General features: G+C 67.1%; 22 protein-coding genes and 2 pseudogenes. 4 read left to right on the top strand and 20 right to left on the bottom strand.

Annotation, left to right across the window (positions count from 1 at the left end; all coding sequences use genetic code 11):
• Positions 1-161 precede the first annotated feature (161 nt).
• From ID132_RS09990 to ID132_RS09975, 4 genes and pseudogenes are all read right to left on the bottom strand, one after another.
• Positions 162-1,598, bottom strand: coding sequence for a recombinase family protein (locus ID132_RS09990; RefSeq protein WP_006358979.1), 1,437 nt, complete (start codon positions 1,596-1,598; stop codon positions 162-164).
• A 43-nt stretch (positions 1,599-1,641) separates the two neighbouring features.
• Positions 1,642-1,896, bottom strand: a pseudogene (locus ID132_RS09985) (LLM class flavin-dependent oxidoreductase); the annotation flags it as partial.
• Between the two features lie 37 nt (positions 1,897-1,933).
• Entirely contained in the window at positions 1,934-3,133 is a 1,200-nt protein-coding gene (locus ID132_RS09980; protein WP_193128515.1) for a Fic family protein, read from the bottom strand.
• 97 nt (positions 3,134-3,230) lie between these two features.
• The gene (locus ID132_RS09975; protein WP_125106602.1) at positions 3,231-3,503 is read right to left on the bottom strand and encodes an ArsR/SmtB family transcription factor; all 273 of its coding nucleotides are present in this window, start codon (positions 3,501-3,503) and stop codon (positions 3,231-3,233) included.
• Between ID132_RS09975 and ID132_RS09970 the strand changes: the two genes are divergently transcribed.
• Entirely contained in the window at positions 3,497-4,087 is a 591-nt protein-coding gene (locus tag ID132_RS09970) for an HhH-GPD-type base excision DNA repair protein (protein WP_125106601.1), read from the top strand. The two genes, ID132_RS09975 and ID132_RS09970, sit on opposite strands and share 7 nt — an antisense overlap.
• 63 nt (positions 4,088-4,150) lie before the next feature.
• A complete protein-coding gene (locus ID132_RS09965) occupies positions 4,151-4,507 on the top strand; it encodes a GNAT family acetyltransferase (protein ID WP_193128514.1) in 357 nt (118 codons plus the stop codon).
• A 14-nt stretch (positions 4,508-4,521) separates the two neighbouring features.
• Here the strand turns inward: ID132_RS09965 and ID132_RS09960 are convergent, their stop codons facing one another.
• From ID132_RS09960 to ID132_RS14010, 3 genes are all read right to left on the bottom strand, one after another.
• Positions 4,522-7,194: a hypothetical protein gene (locus ID132_RS09960; protein ID WP_193128513.1), complete on the bottom strand. Its 2,673-nt coding sequence runs from the start codon at positions 7,192-7,194 to the stop codon at positions 4,522-4,524.
• Positions 7,195-7,218: 24 nt separating this feature from the next.
• Positions 7,219-8,565, bottom strand: coding sequence for an MFS transporter (locus ID132_RS09955; RefSeq protein ID WP_193128512.1), 1,347 nt, complete (start codon positions 8,563-8,565; stop codon positions 7,219-7,221).
• A gap of 115 nt (positions 8,566-8,680) precedes the next feature.
• Positions 8,681-9,403 carry a YczE/YyaS/YitT family protein gene (locus tag ID132_RS14010; RefSeq protein ID WP_193128511.1) on the bottom strand — a complete coding sequence of 241 codons (723 nt, stop codon included), beginning with the start codon at positions 9,401-9,403 and terminating at the stop codon, positions 8,681-8,683.
• Positions 9,404-10,653: 1,250 nt separating this feature from the next.
• Here ID132_RS14010 and ID132_RS09940 point away from each other — a divergent pair.
• Positions 10,654-10,974, top strand: coding sequence for an HNH endonuclease signature motif containing protein (locus tag ID132_RS09940; RefSeq protein ID WP_193128509.1), 321 nt, complete (start codon positions 10,654-10,656; stop codon positions 10,972-10,974).
• A 70-nt stretch (positions 10,975-11,044) separates the two neighbouring features.
• Here ID132_RS09940 and ID132_RS09935 read toward each other — a convergent pair whose 3' ends face one another.
• Both ID132_RS09935 and ID132_RS09930 read right to left on the bottom strand, forming a co-directional pair.
• Positions 11,045-11,539, bottom strand: coding sequence for an SRPBCC domain-containing protein (locus ID132_RS09935; RefSeq protein WP_211198375.1), 495 nt, complete (start codon positions 11,537-11,539; stop codon positions 11,045-11,047).
• 172 nt (positions 11,540-11,711) lie between these two features.
• Complete coding sequence (locus ID132_RS09930; RefSeq protein WP_193128508.1) at positions 11,712-12,248, bottom strand: YceI family protein; 537 nt, start codon at positions 12,246-12,248, stop codon at positions 11,712-11,714.
• Positions 12,249-12,437: 189 nt separating this feature from the next.
• Here ID132_RS09930 and ID132_RS09925 point away from each other — a divergent pair, with 189 nt between their 5' ends.
• On the top strand, positions 12,438-14,222 hold the full coding sequence (locus tag ID132_RS09925; RefSeq protein ID WP_193128507.1) for an alpha/beta-hydrolase family protein: 1,785 nt from the start codon (positions 12,438-12,440) through the stop codon (positions 14,220-14,222).
• 35 nt (positions 14,223-14,257) lie between these two features.
• Here ID132_RS09925 and ID132_RS09920 read toward each other — a convergent pair whose 3' ends face one another.
• From ID132_RS09920 to ID132_RS09870, 11 genes and pseudogenes are all read right to left on the bottom strand, one after another.
• The gene (locus ID132_RS09920; RefSeq protein ID WP_193128506.1) at positions 14,258-15,562 is read right to left on the bottom strand and encodes an ATP-dependent DNA helicase; all 1,305 of its coding nucleotides are present in this window, start codon (positions 15,560-15,562) and stop codon (positions 14,258-14,260) included.
• Positions 15,559-17,610 (bottom strand): cytochrome c oxidase assembly protein, encoded by a 2,052-nt coding sequence (locus ID132_RS09915; protein WP_193128505.1) that lies wholly within the window; start codon positions 17,608-17,610, stop codon positions 15,559-15,561. Before ID132_RS09915 ends, ID132_RS09920 begins: the two co-directional genes overlap by 4 nt.
• Before the next feature lie 109 nt (positions 17,611-17,719).
• Complete coding sequence (locus ID132_RS09910; RefSeq protein WP_125106591.1) at positions 17,720-18,007, bottom strand: HU family DNA-binding protein; 288 nt, start codon at positions 18,005-18,007, stop codon at positions 17,720-17,722.
• Between the two features lie 305 nt (positions 18,008-18,312).
• Complete coding sequence (gene rpsN, locus ID132_RS09905) at positions 18,313-18,618, bottom strand: 30S ribosomal protein S14 (protein WP_125106590.1); 306 nt, start codon at positions 18,616-18,618, stop codon at positions 18,313-18,315.
• A 2-nt stretch (positions 18,619-18,620) separates the two neighbouring features.
• Positions 18,621-18,791, bottom strand: a complete 171-nt coding sequence (rpmG, locus tag ID132_RS09900) for a 50S ribosomal protein L33 (RefSeq protein WP_125106589.1) — start codon at positions 18,789-18,791, stop codon at positions 18,621-18,623.
• The gene (gene rpmB / locus ID132_RS09895) at positions 18,791-19,027 is read right to left on the bottom strand and encodes a 50S ribosomal protein L28 (protein WP_125106588.1); all 237 of its coding nucleotides are present in this window, start codon (positions 19,025-19,027) and stop codon (positions 18,791-18,793) included. The genes rpmG and rpmB overlap by 1 nt, the downstream gene beginning before the upstream one ends.
• A gap of 169 nt (positions 19,028-19,196) precedes the next feature.
• A pseudogene (locus ID132_RS09890) lies at positions 19,197-19,650 on the bottom strand (Fur family transcriptional regulator).
• Positions 19,643-20,470 (bottom strand): metal ABC transporter permease, encoded by an 828-nt coding sequence (locus ID132_RS09885; RefSeq protein WP_125106586.1) that lies wholly within the window; start codon positions 20,468-20,470, stop codon positions 19,643-19,645. The pseudogene ID132_RS09890 and the gene ID132_RS09885 overlap by 8 nt, the downstream one beginning before the upstream one ends.
• Positions 20,467-21,324, bottom strand: a complete 858-nt coding sequence (locus ID132_RS09880; protein ID WP_241209110.1) for a metal ABC transporter permease — start codon at positions 21,322-21,324, stop codon at positions 20,467-20,469. The genes ID132_RS09885 and ID132_RS09880 overlap by 4 nt, the downstream gene beginning before the upstream one ends.
• Positions 21,321-21,959 (bottom strand): metal ABC transporter ATP-binding protein, encoded by a 639-nt coding sequence (locus tag ID132_RS09875; protein WP_193128504.1) that lies wholly within the window; start codon positions 21,957-21,959, stop codon positions 21,321-21,323. Before ID132_RS09875 ends, ID132_RS09880 begins: the two co-directional genes overlap by 4 nt.
• 141 nt (positions 21,960-22,100) lie before the next feature.
• Positions 22,101-23,114 carry a metal ABC transporter substrate-binding protein gene (locus ID132_RS09870; RefSeq protein ID WP_125106584.1) on the bottom strand — a complete coding sequence of 338 codons (1,014 nt, stop codon included), beginning with the start codon at positions 23,112-23,114 and terminating at the stop codon, positions 22,101-22,103.
• Between the last annotated feature and the right edge of the window lie 22 nt (positions 23,115-23,136).

The raw sequence follows: 23,136 nt of genomic DNA, 5'->3' as shown, positions 1-23,136 counted from the left end.
TATCTTCCGGTTCCCCGCCACGGTAGTTGGGCTGTTTGACCGGCTACTCATCCGGGAGCAGAACCCCGCGCTTCTAAGTCGCGGCCCCGGTGGGATCTTCTTGTCTGCAACCACTCTCCCACGAGTCGACTCACCATTGCAATGACGAGTTGACTCATGAGTCAGTCGCGACGCGGCTCTATGCGAATGAGGTCGGGGTCGAACTTCACGTGACCGGGCGCGATGGGCTCGATGGTCACAGTCACCAGCTCGTCCACGAGCATCCGGCGGCGGTCTATGTCCAACGCCTTCCACTTCGACTCGACAACCTCGCGACGCTCCGCGGTGCCGACCGCCTCCTCCACGTCTGCCAGCAGCTTCGCCGCCACGGATACCGAGCGGTCGAGCAGCTCCGCGTCGATCTCGTCGATGCGGACCTTCACGTCGTTGATCGCCGCGGTGATCTCCAGGACCGGCTGATGGATGTCGCGCAGCAGCGGGCTCAGCTCCTTTACGCGCTCGACCAGGGCGTTCCGCTCGGTCAGCAGCTCCTCGCGGTCCGGCCCGTCGTCCTCCTGCGGCATCACGAGGTCGTGCACGTCCACCGACGACAGGCGGGTGAGCACTGCCTCGGTGACCATCGCATCGACGGGCTCGCGTTGGCGGGTGAGGTGGAACTGCTCGCCGCAGCGATACGTCGGCTGCTTGCGGCTGTTCGTCCCCGAGACGAGCGTCGCACCGCACTTCCCGCACAGCCCGATCGTCGACAGGAGGTATTTCGGCTGGTTGCCCTGCCTGGCCGACCTCCGCACGTTGTCCTCCAGCTTCGCCACCGCGGTCCGCCACGTCTGCTCGCTGACGATGGGCGGGAACGCCTCGCCCTGCACCGGGTACAGCTCGCCGGATGCGTAGTGCTTGATGTAGCCACAGTAAAGCGGGTTCGCGAGCAGGTAGCGCACGGCATCGACGGAGAATTCCGAGCCGCGGGCGGTGAGGTGACCAGCGCTGTTCAGGTCCTCGCGGATGCGCCGGATCGACAGCGACGGCTCGCCGAGGAACGCGTCGAAGGCCCGCCGAACCGCGTCGGCCTCTTCCTCGATCAGCTCACCCTCCCTCGACCATCCGAACGCCTTCCAGGCGGACGTGGGGATGCCCTCGGCACGTCGGCGCTCGTTCGACCTGATCTGTCGCTCGGCCTTGCGACGCGCCTCGAACCGGGCGAGAGCGGCGAGCATCGTCGCCCGGAACTCGCCGTCCGCCGTCGAGAGATCGATCTCGCCGTCCACGGTGACGACGCGCAGACCGAGGTCGATCAGCGTGTTCAGGTCCTTCGTGCTGCGCAGGAGCCGGTCCATGTCCACGGCGACCACCATCGAGAACCGGCCCGCGCGGGCGTCGTCCAGCATCTCGGCCCACCGGGTGCCAGCGCGGCGCTTCTTCGTCGCCGACACCGCGTTGTCCTCGTAGACCTCGACGACGTTCCAGTCCTTGGCCTCGGCCAGCGCCCTGATCTTCCTCAGCTGCGTATCGACCGTCCAGCGGTCGCCCTTGCGGTCCATGGAGGCGCGGACGTACGCGGCCACCTCGTTCGTCTTCCTCAGCGCTACCAGTTCGACCATGCAACCAAGCTTACGTGAACGGGCGTTGCAACCACGATATGCGGTAGCGCATGTCGATGACGCCCGTGCCGAGTTCGATCTTCGACGTGCGCGCGCCGATCGCGCTGAGCAGCGGGAACGGCGCCGAGTGCTGCTGCGCGAAGTGGTGCACGCGGAAGTACGCGCCGTCGATGCCGACCTCCTCCGCGCCGACCGCGAGGTCGATTGCCTGGTGCAGGACGTCGCTTGCGGTGCGCACCTGCGAGCCGGGCACGTCCATCCAGTGCCCGAACGAGAGAAAGCCGATCTTGGTTGCCATGTTGATGCAAACGCATTCGCCGCGCGGGTATTCCAGGTTACGTACCCCGCGTCAGGGCCGCCATGACTCGAGGGGCGAAGAACCGTCGTCCGTACGATTGCTCAGGCATCTGCTCCAGTACGCCAATTTCGATGAGTTGTCCGATGAGCTTGTTTACTCGTTGATATGACAAGTTGAGTGCATCAGTGGCCCGCTTTGCCGTGAACGACGGGTTCGCGACAGCAAAATCGACTAAGGCATGCGCTGAGTCGGCCCGGATACTCGAGGCACGGATCTGGTCCTTGAGCTCGGATTGCACCTGCACAAGCTCGTTCATTTGGCGCAGTGTCTGGTCGGCAGCCGCCTGGAGGCCGCGCGCGAAGAAAGCTATGAACCCATCCCAATCACCGTCGGTGCTCACTGCGAGCAAACGGTCGTAATACTCGGCACGTCGCGCCTCAAACCATGGCGAAACTGTCAGTGTCGGTTCGGTAAGCACGCCAGCATGTAAAAGCTGCAACACAATCAAGAACCTGCCAAGTCGACCGTTTCCGTCACGGAAGGGGTGCAGTGTCTCAAACTGATAATGCGCCATCGCAGCAACAACAACCGGGTCGATTTCACCAGCGTGATCTGTCTGCATCCAATCGGCCAAGTCCCGGAGACTCGCTTCAAGAGAGAGCCCCGGCGGTGATGGAACGAACCTCGCTGCATGCACAGGGAAACCACCGATCGGCGCATCCGCCCGACGTCCAATCACGACCTGCCTCTGACGAACTCGCCCTGACTCTTCGGCAAGCGGCGTGCCTTGCATCAGGATGCCCTGCATCGAGCTTAAGAAACTGACCGATATTGGTCGCCCCTGTGTGACTTCATGAAAGCCGCTGTTCGCCATCAGTACATAGTTGAGGACTTCCATGAGTTCGGGCGTACGTGGGCGCTCCTCGTCGGCGGTGAGCACCGCTTCCAATGGTGCGTAAGTGCCCTCGAGCGCCGACGTACTTTGGGCTTCGCGTTGGAGTGCTGGGTAGCGCAGGAGCTGCGGATTGGGCAGCTGCCGCGCTGTGCTGTCGAGTGCCGCGAGGGAGGCGCGAGCATCGGCGACCGCGAGAAACGTCTTCCCCTGGAGACTCGGTGACTGCGAGGGGAGCGGCGCTGGCACAAACGCCTTGTGCGCCCAGTCACCCAACAAGGCATCAGACCCTTTGATGGGGAGTAGTGCACCCATGTGCTCGTTTTGGAACAATGTCAGATCCACAACGCAACCATACGGCCTATTAAGTTTAATTTCACGAACGCAAATGCAACTTTTAGAACTCGCGCGTGACAGTGGAGTAACTGACAGCCACATGCAGTTATTCTCTCTTCACTGCCTCGACAACAAGTGCCGCAGCATGCTCATCCGTGAGTTGATACAGCACGCTGGTGCCCACCTGGCGGGTCGTCACCATGCGCGCCATGCGCATCTTCGCGAGGTGCTGCGAAACACATGACGGCTTCTTGCCCACCGCATCCGCGATGGCATTCACCGACAGCTCGTGGGCCCCGCGCAGGGCAAGCACGATACGGATCCGTGTGGGTTCGGCCAGGATGCGCAGCAGCGCAGTGGCAGACTGATCGCATGACAACGGTGTATCTCTCGACCGACCCCAAGGCCGACGAACTGCTCGCGCACGACCGTTTCGCGCTGCTCGTCGGCATGCTCCTCGACCAGCAGGTGCCGATGGAGACCGCGTTCGCCGGGCCCCAGAAGCTGGTCGAGCGGCTCGACGAGTTCTCGCCGGGCGCGCTCGCGGCGCTCGACGAGGATGCGCTGCTCGCGGCATTCAAACTGACGCCGGCCGTACATCGCTTCCCCGGCTCGATGGCCACCCGCGTGCAGTCGCTCGCCCGCGCGATCGTCGACGACTACGACGGTGACACGGCCGCAATCTGGACGACGCCGGGCAAGGACGGCGGCGCGCCCACCGGCGCGGAGGTGCTGCGTCGGCTCAAGGCACTGCCCGGCTTCGGTGAGCAGAAGGCGAAGATCTTCCTCGCACTGCTCGGCAAGCAGTTCGGCCTCGAGGCAGCTGGCTGGCGCGAAGCTGCGGGCGACTACGGCCCCGAAGACGCGTTCCGCTCGATCGCCGACGTCGTCGACGAGACCTCGCTGCAGCGCGTGCGCGAGACGAAGAAGGCAATGAAGGCCGCCGCGAAGGAGGCAAAGTGACCGCTTCGATTCGGCCGTTCGCCNCGCGCCGACGCCGAGGCCGTCGTTGCGCTCTGGCGCGAGGTGGGGCTCACCCGACCCTGGAACGACCCCTTCCGCGACATCGAGCGCAAGCTCACGCAGCAGCCCGAGCTCTTCGTCGTCGCCGAATGCGAGGGCGAGATTCTCGGCACGGTCATGGCCGGCTTCGAGGGCCATCGCGGCTGGATGAACTACCTCGCGGTGTCACCGGCGGCGCGTGGCACCGGCCTCGGGCGCCGCCTCGTCGAGCACGTCGAGGTCGCGCTCGAGCGCGTCGGCTGCCCCAAGCTGAGCCTGCAGGTGCGCAGCAGCAACGCCGAGGTGCTGAAGTTCTACGAGCACCTCGGTTACGGCGTCGACGACGTGATCTCGATGGGCAAGCGGCTCATCGCCGACTAACCACGCGAGGCGAGCTACTCCCCCGCGCGTATCGCCTCGAGGGCCCGCTCCGACACATCCGCGTCGCGCTCCGAGAGCGTCGTCACGAGCTGCCGCAGCCCAGCAACCTGCGCCTGCCACTCGGGCCCGCGCTGCATCGACCGAGGCAAGCTCTCGAGCGCGCGCGCCTGCCGCCACGCGGTCATGAGCGACATCTCGAATAGGCGCTGCTCGGCCTGCGCCGCATCCCCGCGCTCGCCCGTGCCGGCGCCGAGCACGGCCACCATGTCGAGCTCCGACAGGTCGAGGCCGAGCGCGAGCCGTTCGAGATCGCCCCGGATGTCCGCGAGCGCCCGGCGCGCTGCCAGACTCCCGCGGGCGTTGCGTACCGCCTCCACCACCGCGCCGCCGAGCACGAGCAACAACTGGAGCGCCGACCAGACAGCGAGAGAAAGCGCCCAGAACACCCCGCCCGCGTCCTCATCCACGGTTTCGAGGTGGTTGTACTCGAGAGTGCGGCCAAGCTCGAGCAGTTGGCTGGCGACCGCAGCGTCGATGCCGGTCGGGTAGTCGTTGTCGGCCGGCCGGATCGGCCGCAGCTCGGTCGCGGTGAAGAAGTAGGCGCCGAGGCGGCTGTCCACGCCGGTGCTGATTTCGCCGGTCAGCGGCAGGCCAATCGTGTACTGCTCGCCCTCAAACACCCAGATCGGCAACACGACCTGACCCACACGGACCTCGCCCGTGTCCGGGTCGAAAACGTCGGGGTAGTCGGCGCCGATGTCGGCAAACATCTCTGGGTACGCCGCCAACAGGTCGGCGTAGTCGATGACGTATCGGTCGTAGCCCGAGTCGGCCTCCTCCGTCCATTTCATGTCGGGGAAGTAGTCGGCCGCCGGCAGCACCGCCACCGTCAGATCGATGTCGCTCGGCAGCAGCGCGAGGTCGTCACTATTCCGCAGCATGGCGTTCATCCACGTGCGCACATTGTCGAGCGTCAGGGCGGTGCGGTTCGTGGTGGCGTTCGACACCGTCGACTCGATCTCATATTCGGGCAGCAGTTCGACGTCGCCGTAGATCTGCAGGCTCGCGAGCTGCCGGTCGCCTTCGAGTCGTTGACCGTACCCGGGGTGCTGCGAGGCCTGCACTCCGGCCGCCACCCCGCCGACGGCGAGGGCGACCACGACCGGCCCGAAGATGGTGACGGCACCGAACCACGCGAACGAACGCTTGGCGGTCTGGGGCGCCTTTCCTCGGCTGCCCTCAAGCGACACGAGCACGCGCTCGGCGGCCAGCAGCGGCCCCGCACCCTCGGCTTCCCCGAGCCCAAGCGCCGACCGGAGCTTCGACTGCGAATCGCTCTCGCCGCCGCTCGCGGCCCGGATGCGCTGGGCCGCCCGCTCGCGCGCCATCCGCTCGCGCTCACCCTGCGGCGCTCGGGTGAGGTGGCCCAGCGTCGCGGTCATGCGCGTCTCGATGTCGTTCCATTGGTGCAGCAGTTCGGCCTGCTCGCGCACCGCCTCCGGGCTGGGGTCGTCGCCCGCTACTCGTTCGGCTTCGCGCACGAGTGCCAGTAGGGCCGCGCGCTGCGACTCGAGCCGTGCGACATCGCGATCGCGCAGGTACTCGCGTTGCCGCAGCACCTCGCCGGTCGCCTGAATCGTGGGCAGGGCAAGGCTCGCGAGGGCGGCCCCCGAGTTCGCATGGCCGACTCGCACTGAAGAGGCGGCGGCCAGCGAATCGGCGAGACTGTTCAGTGCGGCCACGTCACGCTCGAACTGGTCGAGATCGGCGGGTTCCTTCGGCACGCTCGAGTGCGTGGGTGCGGCGGGGTTCACGAGATCGCGTTCGAGCGCCTGCTCGATCCGGGCGAGCTCGAGGCTTTCGTCGCGCACCGCTTTCCAGTCGCGTCGCAGCTTCTTGCGTGCCGCTTCGGCCTGCCGCTTTTCGCGCTTGCCCTGCACGCTCGCGAGCTCCGCATACGCCGCCGAAAACTGCACCTCGAGCGTCTCGAGCTCGAGCACCACGCGCGCGAGCTGCAGGCGGGCGCGGTCAAAACGACGTCGCCGGGCGCGGTGCTCGCGCGCTTCCCGGGCGTAGGCCGAGAACAGCCCACAAGAGGCCAACAGCGGCAGCGCCGCGAGCGACCCCCAGAGCAGCGGATTGCGGTTGCCGCCGTCATAGAAGTTGCTCGCGGCCGTGAGCGCGGCGCCGACGACGGCGCTCGGGCCGTGCCCCATCGTGAGGTTGTTGAGAAAAGTCTCTCGGATGCTCGTCGCGTCCGAGTAGTCGATGTCCGTGGACTCGGCGTCGGCAATCGCGACGGAGTTGCGGCTCGGAAGCGAGAGGTCGACGTCAGTGGGGTCGATATAGACCGAGAACAGCACGTCGACGCCCTCGGGTAACTCGCCGTGCTGATGCTCGATCCATTCGAGCGGGCGGTCGACGATCTCTATCGTGAATGGCTCGCGGCTCAGGGCGCCGTGCGTCTGCGCGGCCGCGTCGACCGACTCCTGCGTGATACCGTACGGCAGCTCGCCCTCGACGATGAAGGTGATCGGAGCATCCGGCTGCGAGTTCACGCGCGCCGCCCCGAACTGCGCCATCAGCGCGCCGACAAAGGCGAACGCGATCGCGAGGGCGAGCCAACTGCGTCGCCGACGCGCCGCCCGGGTCACTTCCGAGGTCGCGACTCGCGGTGTGGCTGGCATGCCGTTGAGTTTATGTGCCCCGCGCTAGTACGTGACGGGGTTGCCGAGCTCGGCGAGCGGCGTGCGGTAGGTCTCGCGCGCGAGCAGCGAGCCGACGAGCGCGAGGCCGGCGCCGATGGCCGCCACGGCGGCGGCGAGCATCCAGCGGCTGCCGTCTCCGTTCACGAGGGCCGTGCCGATCGTCGGCGAGAAGCCGGCGATGAGCGCGCCAGCCTGCAGGGCGACGGCGAGGCCCGAGTAACGCACGCGCACGTGGAACTGCTCGCCGAACCAGCTCGTGAACAGACTGTTGGCGGCCGCATAACTCAGGCCAACGATGAGGCCGGTCGTGATGAAGATGAGCGGCACGTTGCCGACCGACAGTGAGTAGAAAAAGGGGAACACGAGCACGCCCGACAACGCCTGACCCGTCATCGCGACGGGTTTGCGGCCGATGCGGTCGGCGAGCAGCGCGAGCCAGGGTTGCGTGCCGATCGCGATGAGGTTGCCCACCGCGAGTGCCCAGAGAATCGTCGTGGGTGCGACGGTGCCGATCTGCGTCGCGAACGCGATGCCGAAGCCCTGCAGGTAGGTGTAGATGAGTATCTGCACGCTCATGAGCGCGACCGACACGAACGCGACCGGGTGCGTGCGAATCATGAGCAAGAACGGCACGCGGCCGGTCGAGCGGAACGATCGCTCCTCGCGCTGCTGCGCGAACTCGCTCGACTCGTCGAGAGTGCGGCGCACGAGGTACGCAACGATGAGCACCAGCATCGACGCGAGGAACGGAATTCGCCAGCCCCACGCATCCCGCGCCGACGCATCCATCGCCTGAATCGGAATGAACGCGGCGGTTGAGAGCACCATGCCGGCGCTCACACCGGTGGCGGTAAAGCTCGAAAAGAAGGCGCGTCGGCCGACGGGCGACTCCTCGATCGAGAGCGACGAGGCGCCCGCGGTCTCGCCGCCAGCCGAGATGCCCTGCAGAATCCGCAGCAGCGTGAGCAGGATCGGCGCCCAGATGCCCGCCTGCTCATACGTCGGCAGCAGGCCGATGCTGAAGGTCGCGATTCCCATGAGCGCGAGCGTCGCGACGAGCGTGTTGCGGCGCCCGATGCGGTCGCCGAGGTGCCCGAAGAGGAACGCGCCGAGCGGCCGGAACACGTAGCCAACCCCGAGCACGGCGAACGACTGGATCAGCGCCACCGTGGGGTTGTCGGAAGTGAAGAAGACGTGGCTGAACACCAGCGACGCGGCGGTCGTATAGATGAAGAAGTCGTAGTACTCGAGGGCGCTGCCGAGAAAGCCGGCGAGCGCGGCCTTGCGGGCACGGCGGTTCGGATGCGGTGCGTGGGTTTCGCGCGCGGGCGCGCTGGCGAGGTTGGTCACGGGGAGGTCCTTGATTCGGGGCTTCGGTCGCGACCGCGAGGAACCAGGGCTGTGGCGGTGCTGACGTTGAAAGTAACACCGGGTCGGCGCGCTGAACAGGGTCAGCGCGCGTTTGTTACGTCGCGGGATNCTCGGGCTCGGGCTCGGGCTCTGGGTCGGCGGGATGCTCGGGATGCTCGGGCGCGTGCGGCGTGACCCAGCGGCCGAGTCCGGGGAAGAGTCGCTGCCAGAGCTTGACGAAGTTGCCGACCGTGAGCGCGCCGAAGACCGTGCCCTCGCGCACGCCGACGAGTCCGTGGAACAGGAACAGCGAGACGACGGTAGCGAGAGTGACGAGCGTGACGTCGAAGGCCACCTTGATGTTGCCGAAGCGGCGGTGGCTCACGTCGGCGATTGCCTGCACGAGCCCCTCGCCGGGCACCATGAGCACGCGCGGTGTGACTTCGATCCAGACGCCGATTGAGAGCACGATCGTACCGACGATCGTGAGTAGCGCCTGCTGCCAGTACTCGGCGGGAGCGAGCTCGCGGAACACCCAGAGCCAGCCGTCGATCGCGACGCCGAAGAGCATCGCGGCAGGCAACTGGAGCAGCTGAATCCAGCGATAGCGGCGTCGCAGCAGCGCGATCTGCAGCACGATGAACACGGCGTTCATGATGATTGTGAGGCTGCCCACGGTGCCGATACCGGTGAACGAGAGCACGGTCGGCAGCGTCGAGATCGGCGCGGTGCCGAGGCTCGCGCGCACCGACAGCGCGACGCCGAACGACATGATCACGACGCCGACTGCGAAGACCAGGTACCTCGCCAGCAGTGACGCCCGTGCTCGCTCGTTCATCGCACCTCCCCCGCAAGTTTAGGCGCCACGATCGGGTGGTTTCGCTGCTCGACTGGGATGCGTCGAACTATGTCGGAGGCTCGAGGCAGGATGTTTTTGAGGCAGCGAGGTGCAGATTTGGCCGCCTCAGAGTTATCCACAGAACTCGTAATTATGTTCCCATTGCTCGCATTTTAAGCTAGAATTAATGTAGCAACTAGCATCCGGGAGGTGACCCGCATGGACATGTCCGCACCCGACAACTCCGAACAGCTCGACGCCTCGATGCAGCTGCTCCTTGACGCGTACTCTGCGTCGCACGTCCAGCGGGCCCGCCTCGATGCCCAAGACATTCGCATCCTCGCCATGGCTTATGCGGTCGCCGAGCAACGCACCGCGCTGAGCGCTCCGTTTCGGTCGGCACCGACGTCGTCGCAGGAGTTCACGTGGAACCTCCGCTCGGCCATGGGTGAGTTCGGTGCCGAGGTTCGCGCGTCCGACCAGCTGCTCATGAACAAGGCTCATCACGCCTATCGCCTCATGTGCGACTTCGAGGAGTTCTGGGTGGCGCTCAACGTCGGCGAGATTGACCACGGCCACACCCGCGCGGTCGTGCGCCACGCGACCTCGCTTGAAGAAGACCAGCTCGCCGAGTACTCGAAGCTGGTGCTCGACTACGCCCGCGACCACACGGCGCCGCAGACCGATCGCTTCGCGAGCAAGTGCGCCGCCAGGCTCACCGCGGCGAAGTTCGAGGAGGCCCACGCGCTCGAGCGCGAGCAGCGCCGCGTCGTCATCGAGCACGGCGAGCAGGGCATGTCGACGCTCTGGGCCTACCTTCCGACGGTCGAAGCGACGATCATCGACGACCTGCTCACGCAACAGGCCCGCGCGCTCAGCAGCAGCGCTGGCGACGACGGGGCCAACGCTGCCGAAGGCGAGGGCGACACTGCCGAAGGCGATCTCCACGAGGGCAACGTCTACGAAGACACTCGCACGATGGACCAAAAGCGCGCCGATCTTCTCTGCGACACCCTCATCACCGCCACGCCGCAGCAGATCCTCGAGGGCGAGGCCAAGGGCAAGCCGCGGGTAACCGCGAGCGTGAGCATCGTCATCCCCATCATGTCGCTGCTCGACAATCCCGAGCTCGATTGCGACGTCGCGACCGTCAACGGCATGTCGCCCATCAGCGGCCCCGTCGCGCTCGACTGGGCGCGCAACGCTCCGCACCTGTTNGCATCCTCACCGACCCCATCACGGGGCACGTCGTGACCGTCGACACCCGCATGCCCGATGCCTCGCTCAAGCGTTTCCTGCGCGCCCGCGACGTGCACTGCCGCTTCCCGGGCTGCCGCCGGCCCGTCGAGCGCTGCGATATCGATCACACCATCGCGGTCGAGCACGGCGGGCCGACCAGCCAGCCGAATCTTGGGCATCTTTGCCGACGACATCACGTGCAAAAACACGAGAAACCGTGGCAACTCATGCAATTGCCCAACGGGGACTACGTCTGGATCACCCCGGGCGGCAAGGTCGTGACCACCAAGCCCGAGCCGCCGGGTCCAAAGTTCGATCCGCCGCCGTTCTAGGCTGCGTGTCTAGCCTGCCGGTCTAGCCGGTCGCGCTGACCTGCCTCACTCGCGGGCGCATTGGCCTGCCTCACTCGCGAGGTCGGCGTAGTACTCGCGCTGCGCGGGGTAGTAGTCGTTGAAGTCGGGGAGCGCAGCGCCTGTTTTCGACGCGACGAGCTGGTCGAGGTAGTACTCCCAGCCCGGGCCGATCTCGCNCGAGCTGCTCGAGCTCGACGCCGTACATGATGAAGCGCAGCTCGGTCGCGACATCCTCGGGCTCGAGCTCGAGGGCGACGTCCCAGCCGCCATCCTCGCCCACCGAAAGTAGGCGAACGCGGCGCGGGCGCTCGCACTCGAGAATCCGCATTTCGGCCCACTCGGAGCCCTCCTCGAAGCCGAGCTGCACGCGAATTGTCGCGCCGACCTCGGCCTCGCCCTCCCACGCGCCGAACCACTTCGCGGTGCGTTCGGGGTCGGTGATCTCGGCCCAAGCCTCGGCGAGGGATGCACTGAGCAGGCGGGTAAGTACGAGGTCGTGGCCGGTGTCGCTCGCGACGAGTTTGCCAGTGGGGTTCGGCGCCATTGCCGTGTCCTTTCATCGTGGGGGAAAAGACACCAGCGCCCTGCCGGGTTGGGGGAGGTTGGCAGGACGCTGGTGGATTTTGGGGCGAGGAATCTCGCAGGTCAACTCTGCACGATCAACCTCAAAGGATTGCCGAGAGTTGACTCAAAGTGGGCCAGAGCCCAGGATGGCGTTACGCGCCGAGACCGAGCTGGCCGTCGACAGTGATCTTGACGTCGTCGCCAAGGGTGAGGCCGCCAGCCTCGGTGGGGGCGTTCCAGTTCACGCCGAAGTCCTTGCGGTTCACGGTCGTGGTGGCCTCGAAGCCAGCCTTCTTGTTGCCATAGCCGTCGACGGTCTCGCCACCGAGCTCGACCTTGAATTCGACGGGCTTGGTCACGCCGCGGAGGGTGAAGTCACCGGTGACGATGACGTCGTCGCCGTCGAGACGGACGGCGGTCGACTTGAAGGTGATCTGGGGGAACTCGTCGGCGAGGAAGAAGTCGCTGGTGCGCAGGTGCTCGTCGCGCTGAGCCTGCTTGGTGTTGACCGACTTGACCTCGACGGTGCCCTCGACGCTCGACTCGGTGGGGTTCTCGGCGACCACGACGGTGCCGGCGAACTCTTCGAAGACGCCCTTCACCTTCGAGATGGCGAGGTGGCGAACCGAGAAACCAATCTCGGTGTGTGCGGGGTCGATGGTCCAGGTACCGGGGGTGATGGTGGTCATGCGCTGCTCCTTTGGATTTACTTGCAGGTACAACCTATGCGCCTTCATTTGAATGCGCAAGGGGCAACCGGAAGATTCTCAGCAATCCGACTGGCCGCAGCCTTGAGAGCAGCTATGTGTGTCCGGGGCCTTGTGCCCAGCTCCTTGTGTCTGAGCCCTCGGCAACCTCACCCCGGCATAATGAGCGGCATGTTTGCTCGTCGCCTCCGCCGCGCGGTGGCACGACGGGCCCGGAAACCCGAGGTCGAGCGCTACACCGAGGCCGAGCTTCGCCGGCGCAAGGTGCGACCGAACTGGTGGGGCATCACGGGCGCGCAGGTCACCTCGTGGATCGCCCTCGGCCCGAGCTTCCTCCCCCGCACCTGGTGGATGACCGCCGGCAGCCTCGCGTTCTCACAGCTCTACGGCTACGGCATCGGCAGCTCGCTGCGCTGGCTGCGGCGCGCCATCATGCCGTTCCTGCGCCGCAGCTTCCCGGGCACCGACTTCGCGCGGGTCCCCGACGCCCTCGCGCAGGCGTGGCGCATCTCGGTCGTCACCACGCTGGTCGGCGGCACGATCTGGGCGTTCGGCGCATCCGTGCCCCGGCAGCGCGAGATCGCGCGCCTCGTCGACCGCCTGCCGCCGGATGCGCGCACGCAGCTCGCGGGCATCACCGCCGGTACGGGCTTCACGACGCTCGCGCTCGGGGTCATCGCGCTGTTCCGGCTGCAGTCGCGCGGCACGCGCCGCCTGCTGCAGCGTTTCCTCCCCGCACTCGCCGCACCGTTCTCGGGCGCTTTCGTCACGTTCGCGGCGACCTACTACCTCAACCGCTCAGTGCTCTGGGACCGCCTCATGGCGATGCTCCGCGGCCGGGCGGCCGAGCGCAACCTGCAGCCGCTGCCGGGCCGCACAGCGCCCGAGCAACTCGAGCGCAGTGGATCAAGCCCCTCATACGAACCGTTCAGCACGCTGGGCCGACACGGCAAGGCGATCGTCAGCGACGGCCCCCGCCGCGCCGACATCGAACGCTATTGGCGGGCCCGCGACAATGGCTCGGGGCCGAGCGACGAAGAGATTCTCGAGCCCATCCGTGCCTACGTCGGCCTCCGCGCGCAGGTTTCGATTCCGGATGCGGCGAAGCGCGCCGTCCGCGAGCTGAAGCGGGCGGGGGGTTTCGAGCGCGAACACCTCTGCATCGCCGTCGGCACGGGCACCGGCTGGCTCAGCGACTGGTCGATGGGCTCGTTCGAGTACCTCACGCGCGGCAACTGCGCGACGGTGAGCCTGCAGTACACCGTGCTCACGAGCGCGCTCGCCATCATCGCCGACCGCAAGTCGCCGCAGCTCACGGCCCAACGGCTCTACCGCGAGGTGATGCTCGAGCTGCTGAAAATCCCACCCGAGCGCCGACCGAAGCTCTACATGCAGGGCGAGTCGCTCGGCGCGTTCGGCGCACTGTCGGTCTTCAGCGACGCCGCGGACATGGTCGAACGCCTCGACGGCGCGATCTGGGCCGGCACGCCGCAGTTCTCGCCGATCTGGCAGGAGCTCGAGGCCGAGCGCGCGCCGGGCTCGCCGCAGATCCTCCCGCGCATCCGCGACGGCGTGAACATCCGCTTCTCGAACCGCAGCGAGGATCTCACCGGCCCCGTCGGCGGCGAGCCGTACGAGTCCTGGAACGCCCACCGCTTCTACTTCCTCCAGCACCCGAGCGACCCGGTCGTCTGGTGGCACCCGAACCTCATCTGGCAGGAGCCGGAGTGGATGCGCCAACCGCACGGCCACGACGTCACGCCACGCATCAGCTGGTGGCCGTGGGTGACGTTCTGGCAGGTCGCGGCCGACATGCCGAACTCGATCGGTTCGAAGGGCGGCCACGCCCACCGCTACTTCGAGGAATACGTGCCCGCGTGGGCGCAGATCCTCGGCCGCGACGAGGAGATCGCGCCGCTCACCGCCGAGGTGGCCCGGAACATCCACCCGCATTAGCGTGCGGGCACGACCGACCGAGCGAGGTCGCGCGGCTACGCCTCGACCGCGGCCTTCGCGGCGCGCTGCGCCTGCGCGACCTCGTCCATGAACCGCATGACGTCCTTATCGACGAAGATGTCGCCGGGCGTGAGTGGGCGGTTGAGGTAGAGCCCCTCGAGCGAGCGGATGCGCGACAGTGCGACGTAGGTCTGACCCGGCGAGAATGCGCGCGCCCCGAGGTCGACCACGGCGCGGCCGTAGGTCTTGCCCTGCGACTTGTGGATGGTGACGGCCCACGCGAGGCGCAGCGGGAACTGGTGGAACTCCCCCACCACCTCGCGCGAGAGCTGCTTCGACTCGGGGTCGATCTGGTACTTGAGCTTCTCCCATACGATCGGCTCGACCTCGTGCTCTTCGCCGTCGATCTCGACGTAGACGGTGCGACTGATGCGCGACACCTCACCGACCGAGCCGTTCACCCAGCGGCCGTCGGAGTCGTTGCGCAGGAACATCACCTGCGCGCCCTCCTTGAGCACGAGCTCGGTCTCGGCGGGGAACGTGCGGGCGCCCTCGAAATCCCCATGGATCTCGGCGGCCGCGGTCATCGCGCGGCCGGGCAGCTGCTCGAGCTCGCGGGCGTTGATGCGGTTCACGGTCGCGTTCTTCGAGGCGAGCGTGATGATGCCGTCGTTCGGCGCGGGGCGCGCGCCGACCTCGTTGAGGCGGGTCGCCATCGGCGCGGTCACGCGGCCGTAGCGCACGGCGGTGAGCAGCGAGCGGAACTCGTCGTCGTGCTGCCGGTGAATCTCGCGCAGGGTGTGGATGCGCAGCTCGGCCTCGCGCCAGACGTGCGCGTCGAAGAACCACATCGAGCGGTAGTTCTCGCGCAGCCACGAGCGCTCTGTGGGGTCGCTCGGCGGCACCGGGGCGAGCTGGAACGGATCGCCGAACATGACGACCTGCACGCCGCCGAAAGGCTCGGATGCGCGCTCGCGCGCCTGGCGCAGCGAGCGGTCCATCGCGTCGAGCAGATCGGCCGACACCATCGACACCTCGTCGATGACGAGGGTGTCGATCTGCTTGAGCAGCCGCTTTACGTCGCGGTTCTGCTCGATCGGCTGGTTGCCGATGATGCCGATCGGCAGCTTGAACAGCGAGTGGATGGTCTGGCCGCCGACGTTGAGCGCGGCCACGCCCGTCGGGGCGCAGATCACGAGCTTCTTGTCGCTGTGGAACGAGAGGTGATTCAGCAGCGTCGACTTGCCGGTACCGGCGCGGCCGGTAACGAAGAGGTGCTCGGTCGTCTGCTCGATCGCGTCGTAGACGGCCTGCTGCTCGGCGGTGAGTTGCAGCGTCACTGTCCCACCCCATCCTTCTCGGCCAATCGCTTGAAGCGCTCATTGTAGGCACGCAGCTCGGCGTCCTCGTCGCGCAGCGCCCGGCGATCCTCGCGCGCGGCACGGCGCTTGTCCGACCTGAACCACTGCAGTCCGACGAGCAAAGCGAGGATCACGGTCGGGAACTCGCCAATGCCCCAGGCGATCGCGCCGCCGATCTGCTGGTCGACGATCGCCGATTCGGCGCCCCAGTCGCGGCCGGTCGCGCCGTACCAGTCGGCGACAAGCAGGCCTGTGCCGGTCATCACGGCGAGGCCGAAGAAGGCGTGGAAGGTCATGACGAGCACGAGCGAGATGAGCCGCATCGGGTACGAGGCCCGGGTGCGCGCGGGGTCGTCGCCGACGAGCGACTCGACGAAGAGGTAGCCCACGATGAGGAAGTGGGCGATCATCCACATGTGCCCGACGTGGTCGTACGTCGCCCAGCGGAACAGCGGGGTGAAGTAGAACATGAGCAGCGCAATCGCGAAGTTCACGCCCGCGACGATCGGGTGCGAGAAGAACTGCGCCCACTTCGAGTGCACGATGTGCAGCGCCCACTCGCGGCCGCCCATCGAGCCGTCCTTGCGCGCCTTGACGCTGCGCAGCAGCAGTGTCATCGGGGCGCCCATGACGAGGAAGATCGGCACGATCATCGAGAGGATCATGTGCTCGGTCATGTGGAAGCTGAACAGGAAGCGCCCGTAGACGTAGAGCGGGCCGTTGACGTTGTAGAGGAAGATCGCGACGCCGACGGTGACCGAGACCGCGCGCCAGATCGGCCACGCGTCGCCGCGGCGGCGCAGGCGGGCCACGCCGACGTAGTAGTAGATGAGGCCGATGACCGCGAGGGCGGTCCAAACCGGGTTGAGGGTCCACTCGGTGAACAGTCGCGAGGCGTCGAACGGCGGGGGCAGCTCGTCGCCCGAGAGCAACTGCGCTGGCGACGGCTGCGAGAGCTGGTCGGCCGTCACGGGCGACTGCGGGCTCGGGGTGCGCCCGAGGGCCGCGGCGGCGCCGGAAACGGCGCCCATCACGAGCAGTTCGATGCCGAGCAGCCACGCGAGCGGAGCGGCGGTCGACGTGCCCTGCGCGAGCCGGGTGCGCATCCGGTTGATGAGGAAGCTGCGCTGCAGCACGCCGAAGCCGCCGAGCACGACGAGTAGCACGATCTTCGCAAGCATGATCAGGCCGTAGCTCGTGGTGAACAGCTGCGAGAAGTCAGACATGTTCACGAACGCGGTGACGATACCCGAGAAGGTCACGACCGCAAACGAGATCAGCGCGAGCTGCGAGAAGCGCTCGACGAGCGCGAGGCGGCGCGCATCGCGGTCGGCGTCGGCGCGCGCGGCGACCGCGAGTACCGTGACGACGACGAGGCCGCCGACCCACACGGCCGCGCCGGTGAGGTGCACCGTGAGCCCGCCAACCGCGAGGTCGTGGGAAGCGGCGCCCACGGCATGCCCCATGGTCGCGATCGGCCAGAGGCAGAGCAGGGCGAAGCCGGTGGCGAGCAGCGTGCCCCAGCGCGAGCGCACCGCGAACACGACGGTCGACAGCATGATCACCATGACGGTGGCCATGAGCCACATCTGGCCGAGCTCGAGGTTGGTGAGGAAGTACCACATGCCCTGGCCGAAGCTCGCGTCGAACGAGAACGGCACGGCCGAGACGTCGAGGTAGGTGAGCATCGAGGTGAGGATGCTCGAGAGTGCCCAGGCGACGCTGCCGCCCTGCGCGAGCGTCATGGCGCGCTCAAACTCGGGCTTGTCGCGGCTGCACGCGAAGACGGCCATGCAGAGGCCGCCGATGGTGAGCGAGGCGGTGAGGTCGAAGCTCAGACGAAGGATCGGCAGACCCCAGCGCACGATTGGGCCCGGGTCGCCGATGGTGAGCGGCGCGGCACCGCCACCGAATGCGAGAGCGGCCCACGTGACAAGGAGTGCGACCAGGATGAGGCCGGCCGGACCCCAGCGCAGCAGCTGCAGCGTGGCGGGCGACCAGCCGGTGCGACGATCGGATGCTGGCATGGTCCTTCAAGGGTACTCGGCTGCCTCGGGCGGGACCGCGTGACGCGGGCGGAAACGCGGAACGCCGCCCCGTGGGGCGGCGTTCGCGGGGTTGGGGAACCCGGGGGTGCTACTTGACCGCAGCCTTGAGCTTCGATCCAGCCGAGATCTTGACGCCCTTCGAAGCGGCAATCTCGATCTCTTCACCGGTCTGGGGGTTGCGGCCCTTACGCGCGGCGCGCGAGGTCTGCTCAACCGAGAGCCAACCGGGGATGGTGACCTTGGTGCCCTTCGCGGCGTTCGCGGCGAGCTGCTGGAACAGGCCGTCCAGAACAGCGTTCACGGTCGCCTGGCTCTGACCGGTCTCGGCCGCGATGGTCGCGACGAGTTCGGTCTTGTTCACGGTGTTGTCTGCCATGTGTGCCCTCCTACGGACGCAGGTGCTCGCGGGCGCGAGCGCAGTCATTGCTTATCGGTCGCCGCCGTGCGGGGAGGCCCGGCGTGCGGCAACGTCGCCAAACTAACACCCACGCGGCGTGTTCGTTGAATTTACGCGGGTTTTGGCGTGTTTTGCCCAGGATTCCCATGCGATTGGGAGCCTTCCTGACCCCGATGGGGTAATGAACTTTCGCGGCAAACAACGACGACCAATGGCAAACAACAACGCGGGCGTGCACCGAAGTGCACGCCCGCGTCATGAAGTACTGCGGTGTCAGCTAGTGACTACCAGCTCGACTTGCGGATGCCGGGCAGCTCGCCACGGTGCGCCATCTCGCGGAAACGGACACGCGAGATGCCGTACTCCGAGAGGACGCCACGGGGGCGGCCGTCGATCGAGTCGCGGTTGCGCACGCGCACCGGCGAAGCGTTGCGGGGCAGCTTCTGGAGACCCACGCGGGCCTCCTCGCGCGACTCGTCGGTGCCGTTGGGGTCAACGAGCTGCTTCTTGAGCTGCAGGCGACGCTCGGCGTAGCGGGCGACGATCTCCTTGCGCTCTTCGTTCTTTGCGATCTTGCTCTTCTTCGCCATGTTTAGCGCTCCTCACGGAAGTCGACGTGCTTGCGAATCACCGGGTCGTACTTCTTGAGCACGAGGCGGTCCGGGGTGTTCCGGCGGTTCTTCTTGGTCACGTAGGTGAACCCAGTACCGGCGGTGGAGCGGAGCTTGATAATCGGACGGATGTCCTGACCCTTCTTGGCCATTAGAGCTTCACTCCCTTCTTGAGGAGGTCGGCGACAACCGCGTCAATGCCGCGGGCGTCGATGACCTTGATGCCCTTGGCCGAAAGCGTGAGGGTCACGCTGCGGCCGAGCGAGGGCACGAAGTACTTCTTCTTCTGAATGTTCGGGTCGAACCGACGCTTGGTGCGTCGGTGCGAGTGCGAAATGTTGTGACCGAACTGCGGTGTAGCACCGGTCACCTGGCACACTGCTGCCATTGCCTTCTCCTTCAATACCGCAACACGCATGAACGTGCTGCCCAAGATCTCTTGTCGGCACCCGAGCGAGCTGTCAGTGATGAACCTCGTCCGAGCACGGTTACGCCGGAGGGGAACCCCAAGCGCACCAGCGACTTACTCTACCGGGCAGGATGCGGTACGGCAAGCATTAATTGTCTGCGGCAGCACCAGTCTTGGCGGCAACTTCGGCGCCAGCAGCGGCGCGGCACTCGGCGCAGATGCCGAAGACCTCGAGGTCGTGCGTGATCGCGCTGAAGCCGTGCTGCTTCGCGACCTTCGCGGCCCAGGCCTCGACCTCAGGGGCCTCGACCTCGACGGTGCGGCCGCAAACGCGGCAGACAAGGTGGTGGTGGTGCTGCTCGGTATCGCAGGCGCGGTAGCGCTCGCCGTCGGGGCCAAGCATAGTGTCGGCCTCGCCGTNCCTCGGCGAGCTGCGCGAGGGCGCGGTAGACGGTCGCGAGGCCGATGCGCTCGCCCGCGTCGCGCAGCTTGTGATGGAGGTCCTGCGCGCTCACGAACGCGGGTTCTACCGCGAGCGCCTCACGGATCGCTTCACGCTGCTTCGTCGTGCGACGAGGCACGACGCGCTCCTGCTCAGACATACTTCACCTCGCCGCCAGTGTAGCCAGGCGCCAGGCGCCGCGCCCCGCGATTGACTGCGAGTGCGATGAGGAACACCAAGGTCGCCGCCAGCGCCATCGAGCCGCCGGCGGCGATCGAGAACCACTGCGAGGCGTAGAGGCCGAGCACGGCGCTACCCGCGCCGAGCAGGCTCGCGACCGGGATCATCCATTCAATGCGCCGCACGAGCAGCTTGGCTGCGGCGGCCGGTGCCGCGATCATCGCGATTGCGAGAATCGAGCCAATCGCGGGCATGGTCGTGACGACGGTGCCGACGATGAGCACGAGTGTGAGCGCCTCGACGCGCGACTCGCTGCCGCCGCTCGCGACGAAGCCCTCGCGGTCGAAGGTCGAGAAGAGGAGGTCTTTCCAGCACGCGGTGACCGCGACGATGGCGACCACGAGCATCCCGGCGATGAAGAGGATGCTCGAGGTTGGGATGCCGATGATCGAACCGGTGAGGAACGAGTCGACGCGCGACTGCAGGCCGGGCACGAGCGAGTGCATGAACACGCCGAGCGCGTAGCCGAACGAGAGCACGATGCCCGCGGCCACCTGGCGCCCCTGGCGGCGAATGCGCCCGAGCAACAGCATGAACCCAACGAGCACGAGACCCATGACGAAGGCACCGAGCACGATGTGCACGCCAAGGATCGCGGCGAGCACGCCGCCCGGGAACGTCGCGTGGGTGAGGGCGACCGTGAAGAATGCGCGCTGGCGCAGTACGACGAGCGAGCCAACGATGCCGCAGAGCAGGCCGACGAGGATGCCCGTGACGAGTGCCGAGGCGAAGATGGTCATGCGCGCACCCGCTTTCGCCGCGTGATGGCGGTCACGCCCGCGACCACGAGGTAGAGCGTGACAAGCACGAGCACGAGTACGGCCGAGGGCGAGACGTTGAGCCGCGCATCCACCGACAGCCAGTAGCCCGAGACGAGGCCGAGGAACGAGGCGAGGAGCGCGGCGCCGGCGGCGATCGGCACGATCAGGGCGAGGCGGAAAGAGATGAGCCGACCGACCGCGGCGGGCACGATGAGCAGGGCGAGGACGAGCAGGTTACCGACCGCGCGGGAGGCCGCGACGACCGTGAGCGCGATCGCGACGTTGAGCAGCAGCTCGTATCGGAGCACGGGCATCCCGCTCGCCTCGGCGGACTCGCGGTCGAAGGCGACCGACACCTGCTCTTTCCACGTGAGCCCGACGATAAGCAGGGCGATAACGCCGAGCACACCGATGACGAGCAGGTCGTCGTGCGAAATCGTGAGCAGTTGGCCGAACAGCAGCGTCTCGAGGCCGGTCGCGTAGCTCGTCGAGCGCGACACGATGACGATGCCGATCGCGAAGGCGCCGGCAAGCAGCACGGCAGTGTTTGCGTCGGTGCCCGCGCCGCGGCGTGACGCGAGTGTCAGCAGCACGGTCGCGATAAGCGCGGCAATGACGGCGCCGAGGTACACGGCCGTGCCGCTCCCCTGCCCCGCGACGAACCCGATGACGACGCCCGGGAACACGGCGTGCACGAGGCCGTCGCTGACAAATTCGAGCTCGCGCAGGTTCAGGGCGACGCCCACGACGGCGGCGACCACCGCGAGCGCAGCGAGCGCGATCGCCGCGGTCTGCATGAACGGCGCGCCAAAGATGACGTCGACCCCGGTCACAGCAGTGGCTTGTCGGGGGTCGCGACGGGGTGCGGGTGGGCGACGAGGTCGCTGTGCGTGTCGAAGTGGTCGTGCGATTCGCCGAAGGTCTCGGCGATCGCCTCGGGCTGGAGTACCTCGTGAATGTCGCCGTAGGCGATCTGGTGCTGGTTGACGAGCAGCACGTGCGTGCACACCTGGTGCGCGAGCTCGAAGTCGTGCGTCGACACGACGATGCCCATGCCAGCCTCGCGCAGCTCGCGCAGGGTCTGCATCAGCGCCTTGCGGTTCGGGGTGTCGAGGCCGTTGAACGGCTCGTCGAGCAGCAGGATGCGCGGGCGGGTCACGAGGGCGCGCGCGAGAAAGCCGCGCTGCCGCTGGCCACCCGAGAGGTCGCCAAAGCGGCGCTCGGCCACGTCGACGAGGTTGACCCGTTCGAGGGCCTCCTGCACCGCATCCCTGTCGGCCCGGCCTGGCCACCGCAGGGGGCCGAGCGCGCGGTAGCGGCCGAGCATGACGACCTGGCGCAGCGAAATCGGAAACTCGAGGTCGATGTGATCGTGCTGCGCGAGGTAGCCGACGTGCGCCGCCGCAGCGCGGGGACGGCCGCCGAGCACGGCCAGTTCGCCGGTCGTGGGGGCGACGAGGCCGATCATGCTNCGTCGACTTGCCCGAGCCGTTCGGCCCCACGAGCGCGAGCGCCTGCCCCTGCGCAAGTTGCAGGTTCAGGCGCTCGGCCGCTGGCGTACGGCCGTCATAGCTCAGTGTGACGTCGCGGTAGCGCAGGAGTTCGTCGGTCAATTGGTCTCCGTGAGCGAGGCGGGCACCTCGGCCACCGTGGCACCCCAGGAGTCGAGGATCTGCTCAGTGTTGTGGATGGTCGAGGAAATGTAGGTAGCGCCGTCGCTGTCGGCCGCACCGAGCGAGTCGGTGTAGAGCGCGTCATCGCCTGAGTAGACCTTAACGCCGGCCTGCTCCGCGATCGCCTCAGCCGTCGTCGGCTTGAGCTGCGACTCGGTGAAGACGGCAGGCACACCCGACTCCTTGATCTTCTTCACAAGGTCGTTCACCTCGGCGACCGACGGCTCGGCGTTGTCCTCCCAGCTCGGCATGACCGAGCCGATGAAGGTGATGTCGTAGGCGTCGTTGTAGTAGGTGAGGGCGTCGTGGTTCGTCGCGAGCAGGCGATCGGCTGCGGGCACCTGGTCGATGCTCGTCGAGATCCACTCGTCGAGGTCGGCGAGCTTCGCCTCATACGCCTCGGCGTTCGACGTGATTGTCGCCGCATTGTCGGCGCTCGCCGTCTCGAGGCCCTCGGCAACGTTCTGCACCATGATCTCGGCGTTGGCCGGCGAGGTCCAAATGTGCGGATTGCCCGCAGCGTGGTCGTGCTCCTCGTGGTCGCTGTCCTCTTCGGCCGCATGGTCGTCGTCGTCATCGGTACCCATCGGCGTGATGCCCTCCGAGGCGTCGATGACCGTGCCGTCGAAGCCGGCCGAGGCGAGGGTGTCGTCGATCCACGGCTCGAGGTCCATGCCGTTGATCACGACGATGTCGGCGGTGCGAATCACCTCGAGATCGGCGGCCGTCGGCTCGAAGCTGTGCACCGACGAACCGGGCTGGAACAGGCTTGTCACCTCGGCGTCGGTGCCCTTGGTGAGGTTGAGGGCGAAGTCGTGCAGCTGCGTCGTGGTGGTGACCACGTTGAGGCCGTCCGCCGGGCCGCTTGCCGCGGTGGCGCATCCAGTCACGCCAATCGCGACGATCGTCGCGCCGGCCGCTCCGAGCAGTGCGCGCGTGAACTTCCGCAAGGCTGGTTCCTATCTAGCGAGC

This window comes from Gulosibacter sediminis (genome assembly GCF_014904065.1).
Taxonomy (GTDB): Bacteria; Actinomycetota; Actinomycetes; order Actinomycetales; family Microbacteriaceae; genus Gulosibacter; species Gulosibacter sediminis.
This window is presented reverse-complemented; position numbering and strand designations above follow the sequence as displayed.

Coding starts and splice junctions, on each gene's coding strand:
- ID132_RS09875 (WP_193128504.1), bottom strand. CDS start 21,959: ATGATCGGCCTCGTCGCCCCCACGACCGGCGAACTGGCCGTGCTCGGC.
- ID132_RS09910 (WP_125106591.1), bottom strand. CDS start 18,007: ATGGCAGACAACACCGTGAACAAGACCGAACTCGTCGCGACCATCGCG.
- ID132_RS09960 (WP_193128513.1), bottom strand. CDS start 7,194: ATGCCAGCCACACCGCGAGTCGCGACCTCGGAAGTGACCCGGGCGGCG.
- ID132_RS09930 (WP_193128508.1), bottom strand. CDS start 12,248: ATGACCACCATCACCCCCGGTACCTGGACCATCGACCCCGCACACACC.
- rpsN (WP_125106590.1), bottom strand. CDS start 18,618: ATGGCGAAGAAGAGCAAGATCGCAAAGAACGAAGAGCGCAAGGAGATC.
- ID132_RS09990 (WP_006358979.1), bottom strand. CDS start 1,598: ATGGTCGAACTGGTAGCGCTGAGGAAGACGAACGAGGTGGCCGCGTAC.
- ID132_RS09885 (WP_125106586.1), bottom strand. CDS start 20,470: ATGACCATCTTCGCCTCGGCACTCGTCACGGGCATCCTCGTCGGCCTG.
- ID132_RS09970 (WP_125106601.1), top strand. CDS start 3,497: ATGACAACGGTGTATCTCTCGACCGACCCCAAGGCCGACGAACTGCTC.
- ID132_RS09915 (WP_193128505.1), bottom strand. CDS start 17,610: ATGCCAGCATCCGATCGTCGCACCGGCTGGTCGCCCGCCACGCTGCAG.
- rpmB (WP_125106588.1), bottom strand. CDS start 19,027: ATGGCAGCAGTGTGCCAGGTGACCGGTGCTACACCGCAGTTCGGTCAC.
- ID132_RS09925 (WP_193128507.1), top strand. CDS start 12,438: ATGTTTGCTCGTCGCCTCCGCCGCGCGGTGGCACGACGGGCCCGGAAA.
- rpmG (WP_125106589.1), bottom strand. CDS start 18,791: ATGGCCAAGAAGGGTCAGGACATCCGTCCGATTATCAAGCTCCGCTCC.